The sequence below is a fragment of the Streptomyces sp. NPDC058662 genome, from assembly GCF_042716255.1.
Taxonomy (GTDB): domain Bacteria; phylum Actinomycetota; class Actinomycetes; order Streptomycetales; family Streptomycetaceae; genus Streptomyces.
Genome location: NZ_JBHXRU010000003.1, coordinates 34059 through 50535, shown reverse-complemented (window position 1 = coordinate 50535; position 16477 = coordinate 34059). Strand labels below are relative to the sequence as shown.

At 69.9% G+C, this 16477-nt stretch carries 15 protein-coding genes and 2 pseudogenes; 9 read left to right on the top strand and 8 right to left on the bottom strand.

The window, feature by feature from the left end:
* The first annotated feature begins 359 nt into the window (after positions 1 to 359).
* The 3 genes from ACFWUQ_RS02410 (at position 360) to ACFWUQ_RS02400 (ending at position 2345) form a co-directional block, all read left to right on the top strand.
* Positions 360 to 989, top strand: coding sequence for an NAD(P)H oxidoreductase (locus ACFWUQ_RS02410; protein ID WP_384531732.1), 630 nt, complete (start codon positions 360 to 362; stop codon positions 987 to 989).
* 328 nt (positions 990 to 1317) lie between these two features.
* Entirely contained in the window at positions 1318 to 1956 is a 639-nt protein-coding gene (gene thpR, locus ACFWUQ_RS02405; protein WP_384531731.1) for an RNA 2',3'-cyclic phosphodiesterase, read from the top strand.
* 161 nt (positions 1957 to 2117) lie between these two features.
* Positions 2118 to 2345, top strand: coding sequence for a hypothetical protein (locus ACFWUQ_RS02400; protein WP_384531730.1), 228 nt, complete (start codon positions 2118 to 2120; stop codon positions 2343 to 2345).
* Between the two features lie 72 nt (positions 2346 to 2417).
* Here the strand turns inward: ACFWUQ_RS02400 and ACFWUQ_RS02395 are convergent, their stop codons facing one another.
* The 3 genes from ACFWUQ_RS02395 to ACFWUQ_RS02385 all read right to left on the bottom strand — a co-directional run bounded on the left by ACFWUQ_RS02395 (position 2418) and on the right by ACFWUQ_RS02385 (position 5920).
* A complete protein-coding gene (locus ACFWUQ_RS02395; RefSeq protein ID WP_384531728.1) occupies positions 2418 to 2933 on the bottom strand; it encodes a hypothetical protein in 516 nt (171 codons plus the stop codon).
* 602 nt (positions 2934 to 3535) lie between these two features.
* The gene (locus ACFWUQ_RS02390; RefSeq protein ID WP_384531726.1) at positions 3536 to 3721 is read right to left on the bottom strand and encodes a hypothetical protein; all 186 of its coding nucleotides are present in this window, start codon (positions 3719 to 3721) and stop codon (positions 3536 to 3538) included.
* A gap of 273 nt (positions 3722 to 3994) precedes the next feature.
* The gene (locus ACFWUQ_RS02385; RefSeq protein ID WP_384531724.1) at positions 3995 to 5920 is read right to left on the bottom strand and encodes a protein kinase; all 1926 of its coding nucleotides are present in this window, start codon (positions 5918 to 5920) and stop codon (positions 3995 to 3997) included.
* Between the two features lie 265 nt (positions 5921 to 6185).
* Between ACFWUQ_RS02385 and ACFWUQ_RS02380 the strand changes: the two are divergent.
* Together ACFWUQ_RS02380 and ACFWUQ_RS02375 are read left to right on the top strand one after the other, a co-directional pair.
* Positions 6186 to 6341 (top strand): annotated as a pseudogene (locus ACFWUQ_RS02380) (dTDP-4-dehydrorhamnose reductase); the annotation flags it as partial.
* 784 nt (positions 6342 to 7125) lie between these two features.
* On the top strand, positions 7126 to 7866 hold the full coding sequence (locus ACFWUQ_RS02375) for a hypothetical protein (protein ID WP_384531723.1): 741 nt from the start codon (positions 7126 to 7128) through the stop codon (positions 7864 to 7866).
* Between the two features lie 162 nt (positions 7867 to 8028).
* On the opposite strand, the gene ACFWUQ_RS02370 is transcribed toward ACFWUQ_RS02375, so the two are convergent.
* Positions 8029 to 8253, bottom strand: a complete 225-nt coding sequence (locus ACFWUQ_RS02370; RefSeq protein WP_384531721.1) for a hypothetical protein — start codon at positions 8251 to 8253, stop codon at positions 8029 to 8031.
* A 256-nt stretch (positions 8254 to 8509) separates the two neighbouring features.
* Between ACFWUQ_RS02370 and ACFWUQ_RS02365 the strand changes: the two genes are divergently transcribed.
* Positions 8510 to 9178, top strand: coding sequence for a 2OG-Fe(II) oxygenase (locus tag ACFWUQ_RS02365; RefSeq protein WP_384531720.1), 669 nt, complete (start codon positions 8510 to 8512; stop codon positions 9176 to 9178).
* A 162-nt stretch (positions 9179 to 9340) separates the two neighbouring features.
* Complete coding sequence (locus ACFWUQ_RS02360) at positions 9341 to 9472, top strand: hypothetical protein (RefSeq protein WP_384531718.1); 132 nt, start codon at positions 9341 to 9343, stop codon at positions 9470 to 9472.
* A 331-nt stretch (positions 9473 to 9803) separates the two neighbouring features.
* Here ACFWUQ_RS02360 and ACFWUQ_RS02355 read toward each other — a convergent pair whose 3' ends face one another.
* Positions 9804 to 10040, bottom strand: coding sequence for a hypothetical protein (locus ACFWUQ_RS02355; protein ID WP_384531717.1), 237 nt, complete (start codon positions 10038 to 10040; stop codon positions 9804 to 9806).
* 336 nt (positions 10041 to 10376) lie between these two features.
* Between ACFWUQ_RS02355 and ACFWUQ_RS02350 the strand changes: the two are divergent.
* Positions 10377 to 11667: pseudogene (locus ACFWUQ_RS02350) on the top strand (DUF2254 domain-containing protein); the annotation flags it as partial.
* Between the two features lie 533 nt (positions 11668 to 12200).
* Here ACFWUQ_RS02350 and panD read toward each other — a convergent pair.
* Both panD and ACFWUQ_RS02340 read right to left on the bottom strand, forming a co-directional pair.
* A complete protein-coding gene (gene panD / locus ACFWUQ_RS02345) occupies positions 12201 to 12665 on the bottom strand; it encodes an aspartate 1-decarboxylase (protein WP_384531716.1) in 465 nt (154 codons plus the stop codon).
* A 212-nt stretch (positions 12666 to 12877) separates the two neighbouring features.
* Positions 12878 to 13495, bottom strand: a complete 618-nt coding sequence (locus ACFWUQ_RS02340) for a LuxR C-terminal-related transcriptional regulator (protein WP_384531714.1) — start codon at positions 13493 to 13495, stop codon at positions 12878 to 12880.
* 174 nt (positions 13496 to 13669) lie between these two features.
* Between ACFWUQ_RS02340 and ACFWUQ_RS02335 the strand changes: the two genes are divergently transcribed.
* Positions 13670 to 15190, top strand: coding sequence for an amino acid adenylation domain-containing protein (locus ACFWUQ_RS02335; protein WP_384531712.1), 1521 nt, complete (start codon positions 13670 to 13672; stop codon positions 15188 to 15190).
* Between the two features lie 10 nt (positions 15191 to 15200).
* On the opposite strand, the gene ACFWUQ_RS02330 is transcribed toward ACFWUQ_RS02335, so the two are convergent.
* A complete protein-coding gene (locus ACFWUQ_RS02330; RefSeq protein ID WP_384531711.1) occupies positions 15201 to 16466 on the bottom strand; it encodes a type III PLP-dependent enzyme in 1266 nt (421 codons plus the stop codon).
* Positions 16467 to 16477 lie beyond the last annotated feature (11 nt).

Below are 16477 nucleotides of genomic sequence, written 5' to 3'. Positions count from 1 at the left end.
GGGGCCACCAGTGTGGCGCGCGGAAGGCGCCGACGACAGACCGCCTTGCCGAGCGGCCGCGTGTCGGGGCCGGCCGCCGGGCGGCTCCGGGCGGCTCCGGGCGGCTCCGGGCGGCTCCGGCCGTCTCCGGGCGGCGCCGGGCGGCTCCGGGCGGCTCCGGCCGTCTCCGGGCGGCGCCGGGCGGCTCCGGCGGGAGGGTCCGTACGGGTCGGGGTCTCCTACGCGGCGGGGTCCGTACACATCGGGGTCCCTACAGGTCGGGGTCCGGCCACCGCCGTGGTCGTCCCGCGCCCGTGGTGCGGCCGGGGCCGTTTACCCTGCAGTGTGCCTGCTCTGTTAGCCCTTGTTGGAGGTCAACCGTGTCCCGGACCCTGCTCGTACTGGCCCATCCCCGGTCGGATTCCCTCTCCGCCGCGGTAGCCGACCGCACCCGTCGCCTCCTGGAGGCCGATGGCGGTTCCGTGGACCTGCTCGACCTCTACGCGGAGGGCTTCGACCCCCGTATGACGCCCGTCGACGAGCCCGACTGGAAGAACCGCGAGAAGGAGTACTCGCCGGAGGTCCACGCGCACATGGAGCGCATGGAGGCCGCCGACGACGTGATCGTGGTCTTCCCCGTCTGGTGGTTCGCGCCGCCGGCCATCCTCAAGGGCTGGATCGACCGGGTCTGGAACTACGGCTTCGCCTACGGCCGCAGCAAGCCGCGCCTGGCGGGCAAGGGGATCCTGTGGCTCCCCCTGAACGGCGAGGCCGGAAACTCCGCCCTGACCGACGCCCTGGTGGTCCAACTGCGCAGCGGTATCTCCGAGTTCTGCGGGTTCAGCCACGCCGAGGTCCGGGTCCTGTACGGGACCGAGCTCTCGGGCTGCGCCGAGGACGAGCGGGAGACCCGTGCCAAGGAGGTGTTCGCCGAGGCCGAGAGCGCGGTGACCGCGTTCGCCGCCCGCACCCGCGAGCCGGCCGCGGCCCCCGCCTCCGCTTCCGCCTGACCCGCGCCCGCACTCGGCCACGCGGCCCCGGTGTCCCGCCCGCATGGGCCAGGGTGCCGGGGCCGTCGGCGTCTCCGGCCGGGGTGGGAGAGGGGCAGTGCCTGGGACGGGGTCCGGCCGCCGTGCCCAGGACGTCGCACAGCGGCCCGGCGGCCTCGGCGGAACAGGACTCCCGCCGGATCCTGAGGGGCGAGGCCAACTACTTCCGGCCAATGTTCGGCGCCCGAGTCGCGCCCGTGCGGGGGCCGGACGGTGGCCGGGCCGGTCTCTCCGGCATCGGGGGCACCCCGTACGCTCGGCCCGGAACGGCGCGCGTACGGAAGAGACGATGACTGAAGCACCCCGGCACGGTACGGAACCCATCGAGGGCGAACAGGCTCCGGTCGCGACCGTGCGCATATTCATCGCCCTCGCGCCGCCCGACGAGGCGAAGGCCGAACTGGAGCGGGCGCTGCGCCCCGCCTACGAGGCGTACCCGCGCATGCGGTGGAACCGGATCGAGGACTGGCACATCACCCTCGCGTTCCTCGGGGAGCTCCCGGTCGGGACGGTCCCGCTCCTGCGGCCGCCGCTCGCGGACCTCGCGACGGCGCGACGGCCGGTAGGGCTGTCGTTGCGCGGCGGCGGCCACTTCGGCGAGCGGGTGCTGTGGAGCGGTATCGACGGGGACCTCGAAGGGCTGCACCGGCTGGCCGCCGAGGTACGGACGGTCGTCAAGGAGTGCGGAATCCCCTTCGAGGACCGTCCTTTCCGCCCGCACCTGACGCTGGCCCGCGCACGCCGTGACGATCCGACCTGCGCGGCGGAGGCCGCCGCCGGACTGGCCGGGTTCACCGGCAGCCGGTGGGAAGCCGCGCGCCTCCACCTGGTCGGCAGCAACATCGGACGCGGCCCCGGGCCCATCCACTACCGCGACATCGAAGCATGGCCCTTCCCCCCGAACGCCGCCCCGACGCCCCCGCACTGAGCCCCGCGCCCACCCGCTCCACACCCCGTCACGCCCCTCCACCCGACCGAGGCACCGAGACTCTCGGCACCTCCAGCGTGCACCTCTCATACAAATGTGATGCGAATGAGCACACTTCTGGTGCACGCTGACGGCGACCGATGACGACGAAAGGAACTGCCATGGACGAACTCCCCTCCCACCCCGACAGCGAGCGGTACTCCGTCACCCTGTGCCCTCCGGCGGTCACCACGGTCGCGGAACTCACGGCCGCGAGCGGCGTGAGCAAGTCCGACGTGATCAACCGCGCGGTTCTCCTGCTCGGGTTCATCGAGGCCGAACGAGCCAAGGGGCACGACCTGATGATTCGCGACACCGCAGGTTCCCTGGAGCGGATCCACATCATCTGAGCCGGTGGCGACCGCTCATCCAGCCGCGGCACCGAAACCATTCCTCGCGGGTGGCCGGCCCCAGTTGGCCGGCTACCGGCGAGGCGTATCCAGTGAGGCGTGGATGCGGGCGATGGCTCGCAGCACCTCGTCCCGGTTCCTGGCCTGCTGCATCCATACGGGCAGGCGGGCCACCACGGTCATCTTTCGGCCGTGGTCGTGCCAAGGGATCCCTTCGCGCAGCGATGCCTGCACAAATCGCCTGATCAGGTCCAGGTGCTCCAGGTTGTACGCCCATACCCACCCGTGCCGGGTCTCGGTCTGCAGCCAGAGCCGCGTGCCGAAGTAGGGGTCTGTGGCCGGCGCGTGCCGGTCCCGGTGGAAGGCCACACCACCACGGCTCCACTCCTTCACCATGCCGCAGCTCCGACACACGAGACGCCGCCCCGGCGCGGCGAGGCCACAGTCGTGCACCCCGGCCGGGTCCGGTGCTGTACCGACATACGCGACCTTCCCGCAGCCGGGACAGCACACGAGAACCGACGCGAGGAAGTCGTACTTCGTACTGCGCGGGTCCCGGAACCGGCGGTGGGCGGAGTCCGAACTCATCCCACCAGTATGCGAGCCCCGCACCGAAGCTTCTCCCGGGTTACCTCTCACGCTGCGCTCGACGTGCAACCCGCGACCCCTCCGCGTGGACCAACCGATCCAGATCAACTCGCGAGACCGGTGGACGCGCCACCCCGGAGGAACCGTCGCAGGGAGATAGTCTCCGGCTGAGAGCTGTCCCGTGACTACTGATCGGGGCGGACGCCCCGGACATGTGCGACCACGTCTGGTTGGCCCAGACCGGCACGGTTGATCCGGCCTCGGCCTCGGCTCACGCCCTCTGCGGCCAGTCGTTTCCGCAGTGCGTCGGGTGCCAGAGGGGTCTCGAAGCCCTCGCTGAGGCCCCGCCCCGTATCCGCGTACTCGTAGCGGACCGCGTACATCCTTCCGGCGTGATGCCATGCGCAGCGGACCAGAGGTCGCGCGAGGATTGACTCGAACCAGTCTGCTGCCCTGTTCGCCAGCTCCGTAGGGCTCCCCGCGGCTTCGAAGGCGAACTCAGACGCGATCTGCCGGATGGTGAAGTCCTGGTTGTGGAGTTCGCCCGCACGGACCACGGAGCCGTCGAAGTGGGCGCCCACCGTCAGAACTCCCTGGTTGCGCTACGGGTCACCGATGTCCAGATAGACGATCAGCTGGCCGTTGGAGGTGTTCGCCGATGGCAGCACGACAGTGTCGAGCGGGTCCACCAGCCAGGAGCCCGCTCGTTCGGCCAGAACGTCCACGAACGCGCGTTGCGCGATGTCCAGGTCGTCTTCCTCGTACTCGAAACAAGGGGTCTCATCCACGACCGCACTCCACGGGCGGCACGAAGGGCGTCCAGGAGCTGGCGGTCGCCGGAGAGATGATCTCGGTGCGGTTGGTGTGATCACGGGCATCGGAAAATTCTGCCAAAGCGCTTTGGGGTGATGCATACGCTGCCCTCATGGGTGATTGGAAGGCAACCGCGACCGACTGCTACCGGCTGGTCGAGCTCGTGATGCCGCCTGCCGAGCCGGTGGACGCCCCCCCGGGAGGGGACCCGAGGGCACGGGCTGCGGGCGAGGGGACAGAGTGAGGGGTCAGGGGTGGCGGGTTAGTTCGGTGGGGGCGCCTGCTGACTGGGCTCCTTCCGCTTCCAGCGTGACGCGGTCGGGAGCCGCCAGCGTGAGTACGTAAAGGTTGCCGCGGGGGCAGTCGAAGGAGCCCGAGCGGTCGGTGGGGTGGCTGGTGACGGCTGCGAAGACCAGGGTGTTCTCCCGGATCTGGCGTAGTTCGAGGGCTTCCGTGCAGCCCAGGTTCCGGCCGGAGGCGGTCTCCTTCACGTCGCTGACCTGTCGGCCCACCAACTCGCCCACCGCGCCGCCGTGCAGGGTGACCGTGACGTCGAACTCGCCTGTGCGGGCGCGGGTGATGCCGTCCGCGTCGGGTGTTCCGGGCCCGGTGCCGGACCAGGTGCCCACCCATGCCGCCGGCAGGGACGACGCCGTGGCGGCGGTGGAGGTGCCCGGCTTGGCGCCGTCGCCACTGCCTCGGCCGTCACCCGCCCCGGACCCGCCCCCGCCCCAGGCTCCGGAGAGATGGATCGCTAGCGTGATCAGCGCCGCTACGACTACGGCGCCGGCGGCGGCGCCGATCGCCCGCTGCCTGCGGGACGCCCACCGGGAGCGGCTCCCGGCAGGAGCGGCAACGGGAGCGGCCCACGGGCCGACCGGCGACGTGGCAGGGGGCTGGTGGGGCACCGGCGGAGGCACCGGCGCGGCGAAAGCGGGCATGCTCGAAGCCGGTGCGGCTGGAGCTGATGCGCCAGGTGTCGGCATACCCCACCCCGAAGCCCCCGCAGCGCCCCGAGCCCCTGAAGTGCCCGAAGCGCTTGGAGTTGGCGTGCCCCACGCCGGAACACCGGGAGCCGGTGCGCCGGGAGCCGGCGTGCCCCACGCCGGAACGCCGGGAGCCGCAGTACCGGGAGACGGCGAGCCCAGCGCCGGTGCCTCGGGAGTCGGCGTGTCGGCATGCGGCATGCCGGGCGGCGGCGGCGTGTCCTCAGGGCGAAGGGGCGGGAGCGGTGTGGGGGCGGCCGCCGGGGCCGGGGGGCTCGGGCGGGGTGTGGTCAGGAGGCCGTGCAGGTCGCTTCGGCGACGGGCGGCGTCCGCGACCAGGGCCGGCGGCAGGGACTCGCTCCAGTCCGACTCCGCACCGGCGCCGAGCCGCTCCCGCAGGGCCTCGGCCGTGGGCCGCCGGTCGGGGTCCTTGGCCAGGCACTCCCCCACCAGCGCACGGAGCGCGGGCGGGACCCCGTCCAGGAGAGGCTCGTCATGGACGATGCGGTAGAGCAGGGCGGGCAGGCTCAGTTCCTCGCCGTGCGCCAGGAACGGGCTGCGCCCGGTGGCCGCGTACACGAGGACCGCCGCGAGGGAGAACACGTCCGCCGGCGCTCCGGCCACGGTCCCGGTCGCCTGCTCGGGGGCGAGGTAGCCAGGGGTGCCGATGACCGTGCCGGTCTGCGTGTGGCGCGGGTCCCGCACGGCGCGCGCGATGCCGAAGTCGATGAGGAAGGGGCGTTCGGGGCCGAGCAGGACGTTGGCCGGCTTGATGTCGCGGTGCACCACACCCGCCGCCCGGACGGTGACGAGCGCCGCCGAGAGCTCCCGGGCCAGGCACCGTACGGCCGGTTCCGCCAGCGGCCCGTGACGGTGGACCCAGTCGCCCAGTGACGGCGCGGGGATGTACTCGGTCGCCAGCCACTGCGGCGACTCCTGCGACGGGCTGAAGTCCACCACCGAGACCGTCCAGGGGCAGCGCACGCGGTCGTTGGCGCGAATCTCGCGGGCGAAGCGCTCCGCGAAGTCCGCCTCCAGGCTCAAGTGCCGGTGCACGGTCTTGAGTGCCAGTGGCCGGCCGGACGCCGTACGGGCCAGGAACACCTCGCCCATACCGCCCTCGCCGAGCCGTGCCAGCAGGCGGTACCCGCCGATCTCCGGCGGGTCACCCGGCCGCAAAGACTCCACCGACTTACCCCCGCCCTCGGCACCGCTGTCGAACGGCAGTGTACGGACCGCCGACCGACCTTTGGACCGCGCCGCCGGAGGGTGCCGTGCGGCCGCCGGACACCGTGCCCGAGCGCCCCGGGGGACGGCCGGTCCGCGCCGGGCGCCTTCACCCCAGGCGTCGGTCGTCCAACTCCACCGACAGCCCCGGCCACGACCTCGCCCAGCGCTCCAACTCGGCCGCCGCCAACCCGCCCAGCGCGCGCACCGAGGCGTTCGGCAGGAAGTGCGCCCGCGGCTCGTCCTCAACGCGTCGAGCGGCCTGGCCGCCTGGGCGACCACGGCAGAGGGCCCCATCCGGCTCGCGATGGTCGCGGCGACGTACGGAACCCGCAGGCTCCACGTGTCCAGCGACACCGTGTTCTCCGGCGCGCGAGTCCACCGAAGCAGGTATGAGATAAGGCTCCTTCAACGGGCAGTCCGGCGCGGCCTCGTACAAGCCGGGAGGACTTCGAACAGTTCCCGGCGTCCTGCCGAGGAGCCACACTTTGGACCCCCACCACCCGAAAGACACGAAAACGGCTGGCGTTGCCCAATGCCGACATTTCTGCGACCCTCCGCTGCACAGGGCACGGGATCAAGACCAGGTTGACCCTCGAACGCAACCCCTCCACCACGCGCCCGGAAGGCACACGGACCGCAGCACCCCATCCCACCCACAACCAGCTTTTCGACCATCAGTAGCCACTGCGCCAAACGGGTTCAAGGCCTCGTAGCAGCCTCAAGCCTTGATCCACGGGTGGACGAGCGAAGCCCCAGGGACGGATGCGCTTACGACGTGATCAAGGGTCGGCGCCCTGCCCTGCTTTGGCGCCCGCCTCAAGGCGATGGCGTCCACCACGCCATGCTCGGCATCGCCCGGATGCACAACCTCGCCCTCGCTGGACAGGCAAGGAGGCCCCACGATGGTTCGCCATGCCCGGGGCGACGAGGAGATCATTTACGGGACAGTCCTTTTCACGCTTCTATGGGACGGCGGGCCGCCCTCCCAAGATGCGCCAGGATTGCCGTGGTGGGACTCTCATGGTGCGGAGATCTTTTCAGTGGCTCCCCCGACGGCGCGGTGCCCAGCAGTCGAGATCACACCTGTTCCTGTGAGGTCGAAGATGAAGGTTGGACATGCTGTAGCGGCTGCGATTCTGTTGGCACCCACGCTGTTAGTGGGCATGACGAAGCCCGCTGCGGCCGCCAACACGCACGCCGTGAACCTTGAAGGATTCGTGAAAGCGTACGACTATGAGCCCACAGGAGGTGAAAATCGGATTAAGCGTTTCAATGAAACCATCAACATCTCCCATGACGCACCGAATAAGACATACAGCATCGAGGTGTGCGCTGGCAACGAAGCCGTGGCCCTGCTAACCGTGAGTCTGTTCCTGAGGAAGGACGAAGGGGTTGTCGTCGGATCAAACATCAAACTGTACGAATTCGACGACTGTAACCACTCCGACCTGGAGCGCAGCCACAGCCCTGCTCCCACCGTTGTCCGCCCGGGCACCCAATGGACAATTCGCCTCTCCGCACACAGCCGCGAATTTCAGTCGCCCGACCATGCGGAAGCCGCTTATTACATAACTAATGAGAAGTCGGCAGTTGACATCGGGCGACCGAACGAACCTTCGAATGTGATCGTCCAGGCGCCCGCCCTTCGCGGCATATGTGCGATAACGAGGACAAATTGCAAGGAGAAGACCGTATGGGTAGATTGGCAGGACAATGCGAACAATGAAACCGGTTACGAAATCCGTAATACGACTCTAAATCAGACCTTCGGCGTCGGGCCGAACACCACGCATTTCTCATTCAAGAACCTCGCCCAAATAAGGCACTGCTTCCAGGTCCGCGCGGTAGGGGCCGCGGGCCCGTCCGACTGGACGCCCGTGGGTACGCGGGTGGAGTGTGCATGACGCGTTCCGGTGTCACCTAGGGAAGAGCGAATGCACTCCGCCCTCACTCCCGTCATCCGATGCCAGGTGGAAGTCAACGAGGGCTGCCCGGCCGCGATGCTTTGCCTGCACCTCGACGTCCCTGCGGGTCCGGAGCCCAGGGGGCCGATCGAAGTGACCGTGTCAATCCGAAACGACAGCCCGTTCAAGGTCGACATCCACCATGGCTTCAACGATGCACCCGGCCGAAGTGATGGTCACGCCTGCGGAGAACCGCAGCTCACTGACATCCGAGCCGCCCTCTGCGAAGAAGCCGAAGCGGTGATGGAGCCGCAGTTCAGGTCCCGCAGCATGCTCTTCGATCAAGATGGCAGGCACCAGCATCGTCCGCATCAGTGGCGTTGACATCGGTGAATCATCACCCAGCGCAGCAGCGCAGGCACGTGAGTTTCGCTCACCAGGCCGTCCCGACCTTCCAACGTCGCTACCGGTGATGCCACCGGTCACCGTCATTCGAAGGCGCCCGCCGGCCCCCACTTCCGCCGCCGGACTGGAAGGGGCCGTCTGGAGCAGCGAAGTCGACATGGACGCGGGACCGCGTGTTTTTCTGGGACGAGGTCGTTGCATCGCAGCGGCTTGTCGGCCGGCAACGGAAGAGGACCGCGTGTTCAACGTTCCGAAGGACGCAGGCCAGGCGCCTGCGCGGCTCGCGGAGTCCGGATACGTGCCACTCGCGGACTTTCTCACCGCCGAAGGGCTGACACTCCTGTGGCAGGAGGCGGCGCGGCTGGGAGACATCGCGTTGCGGCGGGACTTCTCCATGGCCTGCATGGACGACTCACCGCGCCGCATGACCACTCTCGGCGGCCAGATGATCGCCGAGAAGTCACAGATGATCCCCCGCCTGTACAAGGGTGAGGAACTGATCTCACTGCTGGGCCGTCTGACGGGCCAGGACGTGGCCCCCGTGCCGGACCCGATGGAACGCCACGTCCTCAACATCCTCCACCAGCACGGTGACACCCACGGCGGCCACACCGACGACTACCCCTACGCCCTCGTCCTCTTCCTCGAAGCACCCAGCGACCCGGAAGACGGCGGCCTGCTCGAATTCACCCCCCACACACCAGACCTGGCCGCCCTCGGAACACCCGCGGCCGTCACTGCCCACCACCAAGCCGGCGACGCCTACCTGCTGCGCAGCGACACCACAGCCCACCGCGTGACCCCCCTCACCCGCCCCGGGGCGCGCCGCACCGTTCTCAACTTCGCCTACACCCTCCCCAACCACACCGTGCACAAGACAAACTCCGCCGACCAGCTCTACCGATAAACGCGCCAGCGAGACAGTGCGCGAGTGGCTGCCGTGAGCGTCCGCCACCGCCCCGCCAGGAAGCGTGCGGCACACACGGGCGGCGATCACACCGCCCGGCCGGGCAGCGCACACGAAAGGCTCACCGAGCCCCTGATGCCGCAACTACTCTCCCCGTAACAGGTGGGTCAGACCAAACTCCGCTGGGCCCTGACGGCCGACGACCGCGAACGCGAGGCCCTCCTGGGACTCGCCGAGGACTGCCCCGGCGCCACCGTCGCCTACCAGAGCGTCCCCTTCGACACCACGAAGTAGACGCCCCACCAGGGTCAGGCGAGGCGGGACCCGAGACGAAAACGCGTCTCCCCCACAGCTTCGCGCACCCACTCCTCGGGGCCCGTCAGTGAGCACCCCGAGGAGCACCATCACCGCCCGCGCCTCGTCCTCGGTGAGCAGTCCCCTGCACGGCTCGGTCGCCTGGTCGAGGAGTACCTCCAGCAGCTCGTCCATGACCGGCACAACACCGCGCCGCCCATATGAGTCACCCGGCCGTGGGGGCGACCTGCGGACAGGAGGCGTCCAGCGCGGCCGGGCAGCAGCCGGTGAACGCCACACAAGGAGGCCACCCTCCGAGATGGCCGCCTCGTCAGGCGTTGGCGCGGCTCGGCCGGCCCCGGGGAGGGAACCCTTCGACCCCGGCCAGGACCGGATCCGCGACGGGGGTCACGTACTCGGCGACCGCCCGCCAGCACCACGCCGTCTCCAGGCTGCCGGTCGCCTCGACCTCGGTGTCGAGCTGCGCCTCGGCGATCCGTTCCGCGTCCGCGGGAAGCAGAGCACGCCACTGATCCCGGACCGACGACGACCAGGCCCGGCCGCCCAACCCATCGGCCCGACGACCCGCTTACCCCGCAGAACGTCGAGCTGCACGAGCGCCTGGTCGACCAGCGGCGGCCCTCACCACAGCCGACCGCGAGGACGTCGCCCCGCAATCCCGGGCCAGCACGCGATGAAGGGCGGCGTGCTGCTGCTCGGCCGAGGAACCCGGGCGCCCCGGCCAGTCCGTCACCTGGACCGACACGTCCCGGAGGCCTCCGGACCCCCGCACCGAGGACGCCGGCACGCCGACCAGGAGGAGGCGGGTGAGCGATCCGCGACTCCGAAGCCGCGATCAAAGCCGTGGGCCGGAAACGAGACTTCCTCCCGCTAGGGTCCACCCATGAGGTCTCTGCCCGAATTCAGGAGGCCGCGCGGGTTCCCGCGCCGGCGGGAACATCTACGGGACACACTGTGGTTCGCGCCCACCGCCGGGTTGATGGTGGCTTTCGTGCTGTGGGACATCGCCCAACTGGCGGACGCGGAACTGGCCAAGGCCCTCGCCGATACCGGGACCGGAGTGCGGGACTTCACCGACGACGCCAAGACGATCGTCACCACCGTCAGCCAGGCGATACTGACGTTCCTCGGGGTCGTGTTCAGCATCTCGCTGGTGGCCTCGCAGATGACCAGTGGTCAGCTGACACCGCGGGTGGTGCGGATCTTCGTGCGCAGCCGGATCACCAAGGCGACCTTGACCGTGTTCTTGTCGACGTTCATGTTCTCGCTTCTGGTCCTCACCTCCTACAACGACCCCGTGGTCGAGGAGGGTGCCGCACCAGTGCCGCTGCTGCAGTCGCTGTTGACGCTCCTGCTGGTCGGCCTGAGTCTGCTGCTGTTCATCGCCTACGTGAACTCCACGGTGCGGCTCATGCAGGTCGGCCCGGTCGTCGACCACATCACCCGCGAAGCCTTGCGCGCCCTCGCCCGGCAGCCGGCAGCCGACGGTGCACCGCCGGAACTGTCGGCACAGACCGGCCTGCTCGCCTACCAGGGACGGGCCGGGGTCCTGCGCTCAGTGGACGAGCGACGGCTCGTGCGCTGGGCCCGCCGGCACGATGTGGTGCTGCGGACGATTCCGCGAGTCGGGGACTACCTGGTGCCCGGCATCCCCCTGCTGGCGGTGCACGGCGATCGCGGCACGCTCCCGTCGACCATGAGGTCGGTGGCGTGGGTGGGCAGCGAACGCGGTGCGCTGCAGGATACGGCGTTCGCGCTGAGGCAGCTGGCCGATATCGCGTTGCGGGCGCTGTCGTCGGCGGTGAACGACCCGCACGACCGCGGTGCAGTGCCTGGACCGCATCGTGCACCTGCTGGCAGTTCTCGGCACACAGCGGTTGGGGCCCCTGTCCCACCACGATCGAGCAGGCCGGGTGCGGCTCGTCCAAGCCGCACCCGAGTGGTCGGAAATCGTCGACGTCGGTATCGCCGAACTCCGTGCCGCAGCCGCAGACCAGCCCCAGGTGACCCGCCGTCTCCACGCCGGCGTCAACGACCTCCTCGCCCTGGTCCCTGAAGAGCGACGCGAGCCGCTGCTCCGGCACAAAACGCTGCTGGGGCAGGCCGTGCACGCAACCCACCGCGACCGCGCCGAACGCGCCTTCGCCCTACAACCGGACCGGCAGGGCATCGGATCGTCCAACGGTGTCGGACGGAAGGCGGCGGGGGCGGGAGTCCGGCCGACCGACCGCCAGCCACACCGCAGCTCGTGGCCCCGCGTGCTGAAGCGATCATTCTCCGGTGAAGCCGGACGTGCCCCCGCCGCGCTGCGGCTGTCTGCTGGAGCTCGTTCCTGGCCGCCGATATTGGGGCGATGGCTGCTGGTCGTCCGTCAGCGCACCATGTTCTCGGCACCGAACACCCTTCCAGCATGCCTTCCGGCGGTGCCAGGGCACGCCCGCGCCCGGGTCCGGCGGTCAGGCCAAGCGGACGGATCACCGGCACCCTCCGCCAGAACGCTTGACCGGCGACCCGCCGTCGAGACCCGCGGCCTCACCGGCATAAGCCATGGCCGGCCCGTCGACCCGGGCAGCGGGACCACGCGGTGCGGGGCCGCCGGCGCCTGTTTCCTCGCCATGAACCTGTATGCGGCGTACCGGCTGGGGGCGGCCTGGCGGCTGGGCGGTCGGCGCCCGGTCTCGCGGCCGTGCCCCCGCGGGGACCGGGTTCAGGCGCCGGTGCGCGGGGCGCCGGTGTGCAGGGCGCCGGTGTGCAGGGCGCCGGTGTGCAGGGCGTCGCCGCGCAGGAGGGCCTCCGCGGGGGCGTGGGCCGGGTCGGTGCCCTGATCGGTAACGCGGTTGTGCCCGTCGACGAAGAGCACGCGCGGGCGCAGATCACGGGCCTCGGTGTCCGAGACGGTGGCGTAGGCGATGATGATCACCAGGTCGCCGGGGGAGACCAGCCGCGCCGCCGCGCCGTTGATGCCGATGACACCGCTGCCGCGGGGTCCCTCGATGGTGTACGTCGACAGCCGGGCGCCGTTGTTGATGTCGACGATGTCGACCTTCTCTCCCGGCAGGATGTCGGCCGCTTCCAGCAGGGCCGCGTCAATGGTCAGCGAGCCCACGTAGTGCAGGTCGGACTGGGTGACGGTGGCTCGGTGGATCTTGGACTTCAGCATGGTGCGCAGCATGGGGACGCGGCCTTCCGGTGAGAGTGGGACGGCCCCCAAGGAGTAGTCGCGGGCGCCGGGCGCTCACAAGCGGACCGTTCGGGTATGTCAACGCGGCCGGCGCCTGGTGCGCGCCGTTGACACTTCCGGCACCCGGTGAGCCCGCATAGTTTGGCGGGCGTCGGAGAGCGCCGAGTGCCGGGAGGTGGAAACGCGGTGCGTGCTTCCCGCTGTCAGAGCAGCCCGATCTTGAGTGCGGTGATGACCGCGGTTGTCCGGTTGGGCGCCCCCAGCTTCAGCAGGATGGAGCCGACCAGGCGCTTCGAGCCGTGCGCGGATATGCCGAGGCAGCGGGCCACCTGCTTGTTGCTCAGCCCGTCGGCCAGGAGCCGCAGGGTCTCGGTCTCCCGTGGTGTCAGCGGGATCGTGACCGGCTCCGCTTCCCTGCGCCGACTGCGGTTGCTCATCAGCAGGCGCTTGGCGAGCAAGGCGGGCATGGGCACCTCGCCCATGGCCAGCCGCTGCAGGGCGTTCTCCAGCGAGCACGCGGAGAGGGTGTCGAGCGGAAGGAATCCGTCGGCGGGGAGTGAGGCGAAGTCGGCGCCATTGCGGTCGTACAGGTCGTCCCCCAGCACCAGGACGGGCGGCAGGTTGTCGCGCTGCCTCTCGTCGAGCTCGCCGAGCAATCCCCACTGTTCCGCCGCGACGATCAGCACACCGTAGTCCTCGGCGGTCACCGCAATCGATTCGGTGTCCAGGGGAAGCGCTCGTACGGTTCCCACATCCGGCAGCTTGCGCAGCACCGTCTCCATCCCGGCCCGCACCACTTCGCTTTCGATGAGGATGGCCACATCGAGCGCGTCCCTTAATTCCTCAGCCGATATCACGCCTGCATTTCGGTCCTGCACCAGACCTCCCCCATGGCTCGAACGTTGATCAAGTTAAACATCGGTCAATCTGACCACGCAAGGTCTTCCTGCAAGTTCCAGAGACTCCTTTCGTGGTCGCACCAAGAAGGACAGTAGATGGAGCAATCACCCGTAACCACCAGGAAGGCCACCAATCATGAGGAGTCCCTCGCCAACTGGTTCCGCCGCGGTCTCGCGGTAAATCCCGAGGGCGTCGCGGCCCGTGACGCGACCACACGGCTGACCTACCGCGAAATGGACCGCCTGGCCCTCGCGCTCGCCGGTCTGATCCGCCGGACGGCGCCCCGGGCCGAGCGGATCGGTGTGCTGATGGACCGTGGCCCCCATGCCTACGCGGCCCTGCTGGGCGTCCTGTACGCGGGTGCCACCGTCGTTCCGATGAACCCCGAGTACCCGGCGGAGCGCACCCGCTTCATGGCGGAGTCGGCCGGGGTCCAGGCGGTCGTCGCGGACACCACCGGGCGGGCGGCGGCCGGCTCCTGGGGGACGGTTCCGGTCGTGCGCGCCGAGGACTGGTTGGGTAGCCCCGAGGAGGGGCTGCGGTCCCCCGAACCGCCGGCCGAACTCGCCTACATAGTCTTCACCTCGGGGACCACGGGCCGGCCCAAAGGCGTGCCGATCGCCCAGCGGAACATCGCGCACTACCTGGAAGTGATCCACGCGCGCTACGCGTTCACCCCGGACGACGTGTTCTCCCAGATCTCCGATCTGACCTTCGATCTGTCGGTCTTCGACCTCTACGCCGCCTGGGGCGCGGGCGGTTCCGTCGTCACCCTGAAGCCCGCCCACTTCCTGCGGGTGGCGCGGTTCACCGCCGCCCACGGCATCACCGTCTGGCTGTCCGCGCCCAGTCTGGTGGCCCTGCTGCGCAGAAACTCCGCGCTGGCTCCCGGCTCCCTCTCCGGCCTTCGCTGGAGCCTGTTCTGCGGCGAGCCCCTGCTGGAGCGGGACGCCGCCGACTGGCTCCGGGCCGCGCCCGGCTCCACGGTGGAGAACCTCTACGGCCCCACGGAGACGACGATCACCTGTTGCGTACACCGCTACGTCCCGGAGGCGTCGGCGCGGCTCGTGGTGAACGGCGCGCTGCCGATCGGCACCCTGCACCCGGGCCTGGCGGCCGTCGTCGTCGATCCCGAGGCACCGGAGGTGGAAACGCCGGTCGACGAAGGTGAGTTGTGCGTCACCGGTCCCCAGACATTCGGCGGGTATGTGGATCCGGCCGATGACGAGGGCCGCTTCCTCACCCACGACGGGCGGCGCTGGTACCGGACCGGCGACCTGGTCCGGCGGCTGCCCGACGGGGAGCTGGCCTTCCTGGGGCGGCGCGACCACCAGGTCAAGATCCGTGGACGGCGGATCGAACTCGGTGAGGTCGACTGGGGACTGCGCCGCTGCGCCGGGGTGCGTGAGGCCGTGACCGTGTTGGTCGACGACCATCTCATGGGCTTCTGTACCGGAACAGAAGCCGATCCCGGCCTGATCCTCAAAGAGCTGGCCGGGATCCTGCCGAGTCACAGCCTGCCCCGTCGCGTGGTCGTACTGACGGAGTTCCCGCTCACCCCCAACCGGAAGATCGACCGGCGGGCCCTGACCGATCTGGCTCGCACCCCGGCATGACGGGGGGCCGTCACGGCCTTATCAGATGCTGACGGGCCAGCAGGTCCTCGGGGCGGTCGCGTTCGCGGACCAGGTGCGGCCGGCCGTCCCGCACCAGGACCTCGGCCGGGTAGCCGTGGCTGAGGAACTGCACGGGCGAGGCGGTCGGCCCGTACGCGCCGGAGCGCAGGACGCCGATGAGGTCACCGGTGCGCAGCGGCGGCAGCAGGACGTTCTTGCCCAGGGTGTCGTTCGGGGTGCACAGCGGACCGGTGATCTGCCACGGCGCCGGCTCACCGGAGACCTCGCGACTGAGCAGGCGCATCGGGAAGTTCCGCTTCACGAAGGAGCCGATACCGACAGCGGCCATGTGATGGTGGGTGCCGCCGTCGACCACCGCGAAGTTCTCGCCCTGCGACGTCTTCAGATACCGCACCCGCACGAGGTACACCCCGGCCGGCGCGGTGAGATAGCGGCCCAGCTCCATGATGAGCCGGGTCTGCGGGTGGCGCGTGTGGAACTCCTCGACGACCGGGTTGAGACCGGCCGCCAGTGCGGCGGTGTCCAACTCCTCCTCGCCGTCGAAGTAGGGGATGCCGAGCCCGCCGCCCACGTCCACGGTCTCAAGCGGGATGTCCAGCTCCGCGCCGACGCGCTCGGCCAGTTCGAAGATCCGCCGGGTGTTCTCCGTGACCACCGCCGCGTCGAGGATCCGGGTGCCCATGTATGCCTGCACGCCGATGATGCGGGTGGCCGGGAACTCCTTGGCGAGGCCGGGGCGGGCCAGCAGCTGCTCCTCGTCCATGCCGAACTGACGGGGCCGGCCGCCCATGGTCAGCCGGGAACCCTTGACCGAGAAGGCCGGATTGACCCGCAGGATCACCGGCGCCCGGGTGTCCCGGGCGCGCGCCAGGCCGTCCAGCAGCGCGAGTTCGTCGAAGGACTCGCACACCACGGCGTGGATGCCGTGCTCCAGGGCAGCGGTGAGTTCCGCGCGGCTCTTTCCGGGGCCCACGAAGATGATGTCACCGGGGTCGACGCCCGCCCGGACGGCTGTCAGCAGCTCGGCGGCCGAGCACACCTCGGCACGGGCTCCGCGCGAGGCGAGAGCGGCGAGGACGGAGATGTTCGGGTTGGCCTTCAGCGAGTAGAAGTACTCCAGTTTCGGGTGGAGCGCGGTTCTGAGCGTTCCGTACTGTACGACGAGGACGTCCTCGTCGTACACGTAGAGCGGGGTGCCGAACTCCTCCGCCAGCTCGGTGTAGGCAATGCCCTGGACACGGGGTCCGTCGGTCATGTGACCGGTCC